At 64.3% G+C, this 12776-nt stretch carries 3 protein-coding genes (1 of these 3 only partly in view); 1 reads left to right on the forward strand and 2 read right to left on the reverse strand.

The features are described 5' to 3' along the window. Nucleotides 1-4771, reverse strand: partial view of a non-ribosomal peptide synthetase gene (locus H043_RS0118680; protein WP_027613125.1) — the 5' end (the start) only. It extends 8243 nt beyond the left edge of the window; only the first 4771 of its 13014 coding nucleotides appear in the window; it begins with the start codon at nt 4769-4771; its stop codon lies off the left edge, out of view. 268 nt (nt 4772-5039) lie between these two features. After that, entirely contained in the window at nt 5040-11453 is a 6414-nt protein-coding gene (locus tag H043_RS0118685; protein ID WP_027613126.1) for a non-ribosomal peptide synthetase, read from the reverse strand. Nucleotides 11454-11941: 488 nt separating this feature from the next. Here H043_RS0118685 and H043_RS0118690 point away from each other — a divergent pair, with 488 nt between their 5' ends. Beyond that, nucleotides 11942-12736, forward strand: coding sequence for a helix-turn-helix transcriptional regulator (locus tag H043_RS0118690; protein ID WP_027613127.1), 795 nt, complete (start codon nt 11942-11944; stop codon nt 12734-12736). The last annotated feature ends 40 nt before the right edge of the window (nt 12737-12776 follow it).

Here is a 12776-nt window from a genome sequence, read left to right on the forward strand (position 1 = left end):
TCAGCAAATTGTGCAGCGCAGTTTGCAGGTAATCGCAGACCCGTACGCCGTCCACTTGCGGCACCGCCTGCACGCTCAGGCGGAAACCTGCGCCGAGATCATCGACGCTGACCACCAGCGGATAGTTGCTGCGCTCGCGCGAGCTGAGAATCTCGATCCCGTCCCAGGCCACGCCTGCCGGTTCGGCCGCGCTGTGGCGATAGTTGAGCAAGCTGCTGAACAGCGGCAGCGATGCGGCAACACCGCTGCAACGCTGGGCCAGCGACAGCGAGGCCTGCTCATGCGCCAGCAGTTGCGCCAGACGCTCATGAGTAGCGCGCACGCCTTGCTCCACCGCAGTCGCGCCAACACTGACCCGCAACGGCAAGGTGTTGATGAACATGCCGAGTGCGCGATCGGCGCCCTCGCCACCCTGCATGCGCCCGAGCAGCACGGTGCCGAACACCACCTCTTCGCGCCCCGAAACCTGCGCCAGCACCTGGCCCCAAGCCTGGTGCACCAGACTGGCGGCGCTGATGCCGAGGCGGCGCGCCTGCTCGCGCAAGCGCTGGGCCACGCTCGAATCCAGCGCCTGCTCGCTGTCGACGATGCTGCTGCCGTCGCCATGTACGTCCTGCACACCGAAGGCCACGGTCGGCTCGTCGATGTCGCCGAGCATGTCGCGGAAGAACGCTTCGTGCGCCTGAGTATCGGCGTGCTGTTGCGCCTGCGCCACGTAGTTGCGGTACTGCACCGGCATCGGCAAATCGGCGCCGCTCGGGTACAGGCTGTCGTTCATTTCCGCGAGCAACACTTCCAGTGCGGTGTGATCGAGCACGATGTGGTGCAGCAACAGGATGCCGACCCAGCGCTGCTGTTCCCGGTCTTCTGTGTAGGCCAGACGCATCAGCGGCGCCCGGCGCAGGTCGAGGCGGTAGTGCCGTGGATCGAACCGCGCCTGCATCTGCTCCAGCACATCGCCCTCAAGCAGGTCGGCATCGACCCGTTCCAGCGCCAGCGGCGCCTCGCGCCAGACCACTTGCACTGGCTCCTCAAGCCCTTCCCAGACCACGCTGGTGCGCAGAATGTCGTGACGCGCAATCACCGCATTCAACGCACGGACGAAGGCCTTGATCTGTGCCAGACCGGCGAAGGCGAATTGCGCCTGCAATACGTAGGGATCACCGGCGCTGGTCGCCAGATGGTGGTAGAGAATCCCCGCCTGCAACGGTGCCAGGCCGTAAATGTCCTGCACATTGGCAACGCCGCCGGGCACGCTGGCGACCACGCAGTCGATGGCGGCCTGATCCAGCGTGGCCAGCGGCAGCATGTCCGGGGTGATCCGCGTGCAATCGGCAGCAATCAGATTGTCCGGCACCCGCAGGGCGTGACTGTGGCTCAGGGTCGCCGCCAGTGCCGCGACGCTCGGCTGGCCGAACAGAACACGTACGTCGCACTGCAAGTCGTGCTGGCGCATGCGCTCGATCAGTTTCACCGCCAGCAGCGAATGGCCGCCAAGTTCGAAGAAATTGTCGTGCCGCCCGACCTGCTCGACACCGAGCAGGGTCTGCCAGATCCCGGCGATCAGGGTTTCCACCGGCCCCAGCGGAGCTTCGAAGCCGCGCCGGGCGAACGCATCGCTGTCCGGTTGTGGCAAGGCTTTGCGATCAAGTTTGCCGTTGGTGGTCAGCGGTAACGCGTCGAGGCGCACAAACGCGCTCGGCACCATGTAGTCGGCCAGCGATTGCAGCAACGCGTCGCGCAATTGCGCGGCGCTCGGTTCAGTGCCTTCGGCGGCCAGCCAGTAGGCCACCAGACGCTTGTCACCGGGGCTGTCTTCGCGGGCGATCACCAGCGCTTCGCGCACACCGGCGCAGGCGGCGAGGCGAGCTTCAATTTCACCGAGCTCGATGCGAAAACCACGGATCTTCACTTGATCGTCGTTACGCCCCAGGTACTCAAGGCTGCCATCGGCGGTCCAGCGCGCCAGGTCACCGGTCTTGTACAGACGCGCCTCGGCACGGCCGCTGAACGGGTCGGCAATAAAGCGCTCGGCGGTCAGCGCCTCGCGGTTGAGGTAGCCGCGGGCAACCCCGGCGCCACCGACGTACAACTCGCCGATCACGCCGACCGGCACCGGTTCGCGCAGCGCGTCGAGCACATACAGTTGCAGGTCGGGAATACCCACACCGATCGGGCTGCGCCCGACCAGTAGCGAGTCCGCTGCCTCCAGTGGCCGATAGGTCACGTGCACCGTGGTTTCGGTGATGCCGTACATGTTCACCAACCGCGTACCGGCATTGCCGACCCGCGCGTACCACGGTTTGAGCAGGCCCGGTTCCAGGGCTTCGCCGCCGAAGATCACTTCGCGCAACGAGTGCTGCAACGGGCTGCGGCCCTGCGCCGCGATCAACTGGCGGAAGGCGCTCGGGGTCTGATTGAGCACGGTGACGCCAGTGCGGCACAGCAGCGCGTAGCAGTCGTCCGGCGAGCGGCTGACGGCCTGCGGCACCAGCAACAACTGGCCGCCAAACGCTAGCGCACCCCAGATTTCCCACACCGAGAAATCGAAGGCGAAAGAATGGAACAGCGCCCACACGTCCTGCGGGTTGAAGTTGAACCAGTCATGGGTCGCCGAAAACAGGCGCACCACGTTGCGGTGTTCGACCATCACGCCTTTGGGCAACCCGGTGGAACCGGAGGTGTAGATCACGTAGGCGAGGTGATTTGGGCTCAGCTCGGGAATCTGCGGATTGCTGCTGAGTTCAGCCTGCAACTGCAGGCTGTCCAGATCGATGATCGGCACGCCAAGCGCGCCAACCCGATCCAGCGTATCGGCCTGGGTCAGCACCGCCACCGGGGCGCTGTCCTCCAGGGCGTAGGCGATGCGCTCCAGTGGATAGGCCGGGTCGATCGGCACGTAACCGGCGCCAGCCTTGAGGATAGCGAGCAGGCCGATGATCATCTGCGGGCCGCGCTCGACGCAGATCGCCACGCGCTGATCCGGACGAATCCCCCGCGCCAGCAGGTGATGCGCAAGTTGATTGGCGCGGCGATTGAGTTCGCCATAGCTCAGCGTCTGCTCCTCGAACAGCAGCGCTGTGACCTCGGGGCGCGCCGCCGCGTGGGCTTCGAACTGCTGGTGAATCAGCGGGGTTTCCGGGAACTGCGGCAACGGCGAATTGACCCCGTGCACCAAGTATTCGCGCTCGGCCGCCGGCAGAATATTCAGGCGTTGCAGCGGCGCATCCGGGGTCGATTGCAAGGCCTGCAGCAGGCTGTGCAACGCGGTGTGCAGGTAAGCGGCGATGCGTTCGGCACCCAGCGCCGCATCCGCCAGCGCGGTGATGCGCAAGTCTTCGCCGAGGTCGTCGATGTTGATCGTCAGCGGGTAGTTGGTGCGTTCGCGGGCGCCCAGCACTTGCACGCCGGGGGCCAGTTCGCTGACCTCGGCGATCTCTTCGCTGCTGCTGTGGCGATAGTTGAGAATCGCGCTGAACAACGGCGTCGGCACCGCCACCGCACTGCAACGCTGGGCCAAGGCCAGCGAGGTCTGTTCATGGCCGAGCAACGCGGTCAGGCGTCGATGGGTGGCCAGCACCCCGGCACGCACGCCGTCCTGCCCGACATCCACGCGCAGCGGCAAGGTGTTGATGAACATCCCCAGCGCCTGTTCGCCGCCCTCGCCCGCCTCCATCCGCCCCAGCAACACGGTGCCGAACACCACGGCGGTGCGGCCCGACAACTGGCCGAGCACCCGCGCCAGCGCCAGGTGCATCAGGCTCGCGACACTGACGCCGAGCTGACGCGCCTGGCCACGCAGTTGCCGGCTGAAGTCGGTGTCGAGCATCAGCACAGCTTCTTCGATGCTTTGGCCGTCGCCTTGCACATCCTGCAGACCACAGGGCAAGGTCGGCTCGTCGATGTCGGCGAGCATCTCGCGGAAAAACTGCTCGTGAGTCTGTTCGTCCAGACGCAGACGGGCCTTGGCCAGGTGATCGCGGTATGGCACCGGCGGCCCGACCTGCGCGGTCTGGCCCAGCAGGTGCGCACGAGTTTCGCGGCGCACCACGTCGAGGGCGACGTGGTCCATGATCAGGTGATGGAACAGCAACAGTGCGACCACGCGCCCGTTGGCCGGATCCATGGCGTAGACCAGACGCAGCAGCGGCGCCTGCTGGATGTCGAGGCGGAAGAACCGTGGGTCGTGGCGCTCCAGCAGTTGCGTCAGGACATCCGAGCCCGGGTCGAGGGCGATTTCTTCGCAGTGCAGACGAGCCTGCCGCTGCACCACTTGCAGCGGTTCGTTCAGGCGTTCCCAGACGAAGGAAGTGCGCAGAATGTCGTGGCGTTCGATCATCCATTGCAGCGCCTCGGCGAAGGCCTCCAGATGTTCGCGGCTGTCGAAGGCGAATCGCGCTTGCGACACGTAGGGGTCACCGGCGGGCGCCGACAGGTGCAGATAGAGCATGCCTTCCTGCAGCGGCGCCAGCGGGTAAATGTCCTGCAGGTTGGCGGCGCCGCCGGGTACTTTGGCGACCAGGCGATCGATGGTCGGCTGATCCAGAGTCACCAGCGGCAGCATGTCCGGGGTGATGCGAAACGCCGGGCTCAGCCAGTCGCCACCGTTTTGCGCGACCAGTTCCAGCAACTGCGCCTTGTGTTCGCTGAGGCTGTCCCACAACGCATCGTCCAACGCGTCGTCGCTGCCCAGAATGACCAGGTCTTCATCTTCCTGTTGAAGGCGGATCGCATGGGTGGAAAGAACAGCCATCAGTTCGCTGAAATGCATGGGATAACCTGCTGTAAATACGAGAAAAAGGAGCGCGCAGCGGCGAGTCCGTGCCTGCTGTGCGCAGCCTGGAAAAACTAAAACATCGGGGCTTGCGGGGCTGACATGGGAAGCGGGGACAAGCTGCCGGCTCGGTCACCGCAATACCCCTGTGGGAGCGGGCTTGCTCGCGAATACGGTGGATCAGTCGATGTTGATGGCGACTGTTACACCGCATTCGCGAGCAAGCCCGCTCCCACAGGGTTTGGTTTACACAATCAGTTCCGGGTCAGAGCCGCCGTTTGCGATTGAGGCTCGGGATGGTGGTTTGCGGAATGACCACGTGCTGCGCCTCTGGCGTGGTACTGAGCGCCAGCGCCGCCAGAGTCGGCTGACTGAACAACGCGCGGGCGTCGGTGTGCAAACCGCTCTGACGCATGCGCGCCACCAGACTCACTGCCAGCAGCGAGTGCCCACCCAGTTCGAAGAAGTTGTCGTGCCGACCGACCTGTTCGACGCCGAGGACTTCACCCCAGATCTGCGCCAGCGCGGTTTCGACTTCACCCTCGGGCGCCACGTATGGGCGGTTGATCACCGCGTCTGCACCCGGTTCCGGCAAGGCTTTGCGATCGATCTTGTCGTTCGGTGTCAGCGGCAAAGCGTCGAGCAGCACAAACGCACCCGGCACCATGTACTCCGGCAAACGCTCCAGCACATGGCTGCGCAAGGTTTCCAACGATGGCGCGTCGATGCCGGCGCGCAAGCTGTACCAGGCCACCAGACGCTCATCGCGGACCATCACTACCGCTTGGCGAACCGCCGGATGTTCGATCAGCCGCGCCTCGATTTCCCCCGGCTCCAGACGCAAGCCACGCAGCTTGATCTGGAAGTCATTGCGGCCGAGGAATTCCAGTTCCCCATGATTGTTGTAGCGCGCCAGATCGCCAGTGCGGTACAGGCGATCCCCCGGCACAAACGGGCTGTCGATGAAGCGTTCGGCCTGCATCTCCGGCAAGCCGTGATAACCACGTGCCACGCCGACGCCGCCAATGTGCAACTCACCGCTGACACCTTGTGGCACCGGTTGTCCGTACGCGTCGAGCACGTACAGGCGGGTGTTGCTCAACGCCTTGCCGATTGGCACCACGTTTTCAGGCACTGGCATGTCCGGTTCCAGCGTCCAGCCCGTGCTGTCCACTGTGGTTTCAGTCGGGCCGTAAACGTTATGCAAACGCACCCACGGCAGCCGATCGCGCACCTGCCGCGCCAGCGCTGCACTGAGTTCGCCGCCACCGTTGAGCACATCGGTCAGGCTGGTGCACTGCTCGACACCGTCCTGTTCGATGAACTGCTGCAACAGCGCCGGGACGAACTTGACCACCGTCACCTGCTGCTCACGAATGGTCTGCACCACATACGCCGAATCGCGATTGCCGTCCGGTCGCGCCAGTACCAGACGCATCCCGGAGCACAGCGGCCAGAAGATCTCCCACACCGAACTGTCGAAGCTGAACGGCGCTTTTTGCAGCAGCGCACCGTGTTCGGTCGGCGGACTGAGCTGCGAGCCCCAATGCACCATGTTGCAGGCACTGCGATGCTCGATCATCACGCCTTTGGGCAACCCGGTGGAGCCCGAGGTGTAGATCATGTACGCGAGATTCGAAGCATTCAGGCCAGGCACCTCCGGATTTCCTGACGACTGCTGCTCCCAACTGCCGTGATCCAGATTGATCAGCGTCACACCCGGTTCGCCGAGCAATTGCCGCGTGGCGTCATGCACCAGCAGTGCGACCGGCGCGCTGTCCTGCAACATGTAGTTCAGACGCTCCAGCGGATAGTCCGGATCCAGCGGCACATAGGCGCCGCCAGCCTTGAGGATGCCGAGCAAACCAACGATCAGATCCAGTCCGCGCTCGACGCAGATTGCTACGCGCGAGTCCGGTTGCACGCCGAGTTCACGCAGGTGATGGGCCAGACGGTTGGCGCGCTGATTGAGCTCAAGGTAAGTCAGGGTTCCCTGCGCGGATTGCAGCGCGATGGCGTCCGGTTTACGCCGCACCTGTGCTTCGAACAACCTGTGCAACGGCTGGTCCAGCGGACAATCGACCTCGGTGGCGTTGAAGGTGATCAGCAAGCGTTGCAACTCATCGGGCTGCAGGATCGGCAAGCGGTTCAACGGCTGTTGCGGGGTCTGCTCCAGGGCCTGCAGCAAACCGTGCAACGCGGCTTGCATGTAGCCGCAAATCCGCTGCGCGCCGATCTGCGCCACGGCCCTGCCGGTGAGGCGCAAGCCGTTGCCAAAATCATCCACGCTCATGGTCAGCGGGTAATTGGTGCGCTCCTCGTTGGCCAGGGTTTCGATGCCTTGCCAGGCCTGACTGGATGGCTCCAGCAGTTCGGACTCGTCACTGTGCCGATAATTGAGCAGCGCGCTGAACAACGGTGACGGCGAGGCGACGCCGCTGCAGCGCTGAGCCAGTGCCAGCGAAGCGTGCTCATGCCCGAGCAGCGCGGTCAGCCGCGCATGGGTGGCGCGCACCGCGTCGAGCACCCCGGCATCGACGTCGATGCGCAGCGGCAAGCTGTTGATGAACACGCCCAAGGCCCGGTCAGCGCCCTCGCCGCCTTGCATACGCCCCATCAGCACCGTGCCGAACACCACACGCTGCTGGCCAGACGTCGCCGCCAGCACCCGCGCCCACGCCAGATGAATCAGGCTCGCCACACTGACCCCGGCCTGTCGCGCCTGGGTGCGCAAGCGCTGATAGACGTCAGCCGGCAACGCCTGCTGCGCTTCGTCGATGCCGCGCCCGTCGCCCTGCACTTCCTGCAGACCGAATGGCAGGGTCGGCTCGTCGATGTCGGCCAGTTGCTCACGGAAAAACGCCTCATGTTCCTGCTCGCTGACGCCCAGTCGCGTCTGCGCCACGTAATTGCGATACGGCACCGGCGGCGCCAGCGCCACGACCTGCCCCGACAGGCTGGCCTGCATTTCGCTGCGCATCACTTCGAGGGCGATGTGATCCATGGCCAAGTGATGGAACAACAGAATCCCCACCACCCGATCCTGCGCCGGGTCACGGGCATACACCAGGCGCATCAGCGGCGCCTGGCTGACGTCGAGGCGATAACGCCGGGCGTTGAAGCGCTGGTGCAACTGCTCGATGATCGAGCCGTCGGCCGGGTTCAGTTCGACCTCCCGCAACGGCAGAATCGCTTCGCGCCACACCACCTGCACCGGGGTGCTCAGGCCTTCCCAGAGCACCGAAGTGCGCAGAATGTCGTGCCGCGCCATGACTTCTCGCAACGCTGCGGCGAAAGCCTCGACGCGTTCAAGACTGTCGAACGCCAGTTGCGATTGCAGCAGGTACGGATCGCCCTGCTCAGCGGTGATGTGGTGGTAGAGAATGCCTTCCTGCAGCGGTGCCAGCGGATAGATGTCCTGCACGTTGGCCGCGCCGCCCGGTACCGTGGCGACGATCCGCTCGATGTCCTTCTGCTGCAGTTGCACCAGCGGCAGCATCTCTGGCGTGAGGTGGGTGCAATCGGCGGCGATGCGGTTGGCCGGCACTTCGATTTCCCGACCGCTGCCGACCGAAGCCGCCAGCGCCGCCAGGGTCGGCTGACTGAACAGCACGCGCACGTCGCTGCTCAGATCGAGCTGACGCATGCGCTCGATCAGAATCACCGCCAGCAACGAATGCCCGCCGAGTTCGAAGAAGTGATCGTGACGCCCGACCCGCTCGACTTGCAGGACTTCGGCCCAGATCTGCGCCAGGGCGATTTCGACCTCACCCTGCGGCGCCTCGTATTCGCGGCGGATCAGATCGTCCGGCCCAGGCGCCGGCAGTGCCTTGCGATCGACCTTGCCGTTGGCGGTCAGCGGCAGCGCCGACAGACGCACGTAGGCGCTCGGCAGCATGGCGCTGCTCAGGCGGGTTTTCAGCTGCGCGTGCAGCTCATTGATGTCCAGCGGCGCCTGCTCGGTGAACCACGCCAGCAATTGCCCGTCGCGCACCAGCACCACCGCTTCGCGCACCGCCGAATGGCTGGCGAGTGCGCTCTCGACCTCCCCCGGCTCGATCCGGATGCCACGGATTTTCACCTGATCATCGTTGCGCCCCAGATACTCCAGATTGCCGTCGGCGCGCCACCGCGCGAGGTCGCCGGTGCGGTACAGGCGCGCGCCCGGTTCAGCACTGAACGGGTCGCGCAGGAAACGCTCGGCGCTCAGCTCTGCGCGGTTCAGGTAACCACGGGCTACCCCGACCCCGCCGACGTACAACTCGCCCGTCACGCCAAGCGGCACCGGTTGCTGCTGCTCGTCGAGCAGATACACCGTGGCGTTGCTCACCGGTTTGCCGATGTGCAGCGCCTGCCCGGCGTCGATGCGCCCCGAGGTCGCCACCACGGTGGCTTCGGTCGGGCCGTAGTTGTTGATCACTTCGAACGATGGCTGACGCGGGAACTGGCGCAGGCGATCGCCACCGATCAGCAGCGTGCGCAACGTCGGGTGATCGAGCTGGCGGCTGAACGCGTATTCGGCGATCGGCGTCGGCAAAAAACTCACGTCCAGCGGCTGCGCACGCCACCAGTCGAGCAGCGCATCGATGTCTTCGCTGCCCTCGCTGGCCGGCGCCAGGTGCAGGGTCGCGCCCACGCACAGCGCCGGCCAGACTTCCCAGGCCATCGCATCGAAACCGAAACCGGCCAGGCTTGAGGTATGGCTGCCGGCATGCAGGTCGAAGACATCAGCGTGCCAATCGACCAGATTGCACAGGGTGCGGTGCTCGACCATCACCCCCTTGGGCAGGCCGGTCGAGCCGGAGGTGTAAATCACATAAGCGAGGTTGGCCGGGGTCAGCCCCGGCACCTTCGGCGCGCCGACATATTCGGCGGGCCAGCTCGGCTGATCCAGCTCGATCACCGGCACCGACAACGCCGGCAAATGCCCGCGCAGCGCGCGCTGGGTCAGCACCGCGATGGGCGCGCTGTCCTCCAGCAGATAGCTCAGGCGCTCGGCCGGATGCGCCGGATCCAGCGGCACATAAGCGGCGCCAGCCTTGAGGATCGCCAACAGCCCGACCAGCGTGTCGAGCCCGCGCCGGGCAACGATCGCCACCCGGTCATCCGGGCGCACCCCGAGATCGAGCAGATGATGAGCCAGCGCGTTGGCGCGTTGATTGAGTTCGGCATAGGTCAGGCTTTGCCCCTGATCAACCGCCGCCAGCGCGTGCGGCCGTAGCGTCGCCTGCGCTTCGATACGTTGCTGAAGGGGCGTCGGCGCCGGGTAGTCCACCCGCGTGGCATTCCACTGTTGCAGCAACGCGGTTTCTTCCGGCGTGCTCAGATCGAAATCCGCCACCGCCAGATTCACCGCTTCCAGCCCCTGCTCCAGAATCAGCAACCAGCGTTCAGCCAGTGCCTTGACTTCATCGGCGCTGAAATACGCCTCGCTGTAGATCAGGTACAGCCGCGCGTCGTCATTGGCCAGATTGCTCAGCAAGTGCACCGCCAGCGGTGTGGCCTCCTCGACGTTCGAGGCCTTGATGATCCGTCCCGACGCCTCGCCGTAGCGATAATCGTGAGTGCCCTGCTCGTAGGAAACAGTGACTTCGAACAGCCGCGAGCGCTCCTCCCGCAGCAGGCCAAGGGCGCGGTTCATCTCACTCACGGGGAAGCGCTGATGGCGGAAATCCTTGCGCAGTTCCTCACGGATCGCTCTGACCAGTTCAGCGAACGTGCAGTGGCGACCGAAGCCCATGCGCACCGCACTGACCTGGGCGAACAACCCAAGCGTGGATTTGAAGCGCGCGCCGGAGCGGTTGAGAATCGGTAATCCAACCACCCATTCGTCACGTTGTGCGGTGCGGCTGAAGTAGACATGCAGCGCCGCCAGCAACACATGGAACGCCGACGCGCCGAACGCTCGGGCCACCTGCTGCATGCGCTCGTGCAGCAACGCCGGCAAGGGCTGCGCGTAGACCTGCGTCTGCGCGGTCTGGCCGGCCAGACTCTGCTGATGCCGTGGCAGCAACAGCGGCTCGGGCAATTGTCGGTACTTGTCCAGCCAATAGGCGCGATCCTGCGCATAACGCGGCGACGCGTGATAGCGCGCATTGTCCTCGATGAAGTCGATGTACGACGGCGCCGCGACCGGTGCCGGTTGACCGTGTGCCAGCGCGTTGTAGATCTCGTCCAGCGACTTGAACATTTCGCCGAAGCCCCAGCCATCGACGATCAAGTGATGCGCCTGCACGGACAGCCAGTGTCGCTGCTCATCGAGGCGAATCAATAGAAAGCGCAACAGGCAGCCGCCGTCCAGTACAAAGGGTTGATCGATGCGTGCTTGCACCAATGCCCGCGCCGCCGATTCCGGGTCGCTGTGCGCCGACACATCGTCGATCGGCATCGGCACCGCTACTGACCGGGCGAACTGCTGCAAAGGCAGACCATCGGCGCCAGCGCCCGGCAGCAGAATCGTGCGCAGCGCGTCATGCCGGGCTACCAGTGCTTCCAGCGCAGCCTGCATCCGCGCCGGATCCAGCGGCCCGCTGAGGTCCAGGTAGCCGCCGATGTTGTACAGCGGCGAATCCCCGTGACTCAGCTGATCCAGCCAGATATCCAGCTGCGCTGCGGTCAGCGGATACGTCTGGAGCGATGCGGACGGCGTGGCCACCGCAGGGGCAGAAATAGGCGGCATAAGATCCTTCTCATGTGATTTTGCGCCTATTCAAGCATCGGCCCCGATGCCGACATGACACGTAAAACCCGGACAACCCCGCCCCGGGCGCTGGCCTGTCAGCGCTTGTAGCCCCTGATTGGGTGGGAACCCACTAAAAGTTCGGAGAGGAAACACTGAAAATCCTGTAGGAAAAATGCCACACACCAGCGCTGCCATCGACCTGAGTTGTGACCTCAAAAAAACACAACTGCCCCGGTTTTCAAGGTCTTGCCGTGACCAAACAGTCACACGATGCGCAACACCTGTAGCAAACGGCGTCAGAAGCCCGGCGCCAACTTTCAGAAATGATGGCACTTTGTGTCCCTGTTTTCCCCTACAGACGTAGGACAAATCCATAGGCTTAAATCCCGCCCCAGATCAGTTTCAAGGAGAGACGATTGCGTGGGCGGCTTTTGCATAAACAGCGGACGACTCGGTGATGACTCGGAACCAGGGATGACAAGGATATGAATCTGACCGGCAGCATTCGCAACATGGAAAACCCGCATTTCTACTGGCAACTAGGGGAACTGATTGCCAGCACCGGCGACGATCATTTCGCCAGCAACCTGTTCCAGTTGGTCGACACCCTGGTGCCGGTCAATCGCGTCGATCTCAGTGAGTGGACGCTGGACGAACGTCAGGCCAGCGTGGTCGAGATCAAGGCGCTGGGCAGCGCCGGACTGCCGCAGACCTTCCCGCCACCGGACCCGTTGAAAAGTCCGGACGATCATCCGTTGTTGCAGAAGATGATCGAGATGAATGATTCCCTGCTGATTCAACTCAAAGCGTCGCTCCAGCCGCAACATCCGCAGCACAGCGTGCACCAGTGCAATCTGGTGTCCCGCACCTCTAATCGCCGCTGTGTCATCTCGTTCTACCGACCGCATACGCAACGGGTGTTTTCCCTGCCGGAACTGTCGTTTCTCAAAAGCCTGTCCGACACCCTGTTGCCGCTGATCGAACGGCACGCGCAGCTCAGTCGGCAGATCGTCGCCAAACAGCCACGCCAGCCCTTGGCCGATCTGGAGCAGGCGCCGTTGCAGAAGGTGTTCGACGAACGTCTGGCGCTGGGTGGCATCGTGCTGTCGGCGCGGGAAAAGGAAGTCTGCCTGGGTCTGCTGACCGGCGGTACCGTGCCGCAACTGGCCGAGATACTGCGGGTCAAGAGCAGTTCGGTCGAGACCTACCTCAAACGGGCGACCGCCAAACTGGGGGTCAGCGGACGGCACGGTCTGGCGCGCTGGATGGCCGGGGCGTAACCGCACAGTCGTGTTCAACAGTGTTCGATGGTGGTGTGGG

Origin of the sequence: Pseudomonas sp. URIL14HWK12:I6 (genome assembly GCF_000514195.1) — a bacterium.
Lineage (GTDB): Bacteria > Pseudomonadota > Gammaproteobacteria > Pseudomonadales > Pseudomonadaceae > Aquipseudomonas > Aquipseudomonas putida_A.

Excerpts from the sequence above, each read along its gene's own strand:
- H043_RS0118690 (WP_027613127.1), top strand. The coding sequence starts at position 11,942 with ATGAATCTGACCGGCAGCATTCGCAACATGGAAAACCCGCATTTCTAC.
- H043_RS0118685 (WP_027613126.1), bottom strand. The coding sequence starts at position 11,453 with ATGCCGCCTATTTCTGCCCCTGCGGTGGCCACGCCGTCCGCATCGCTC.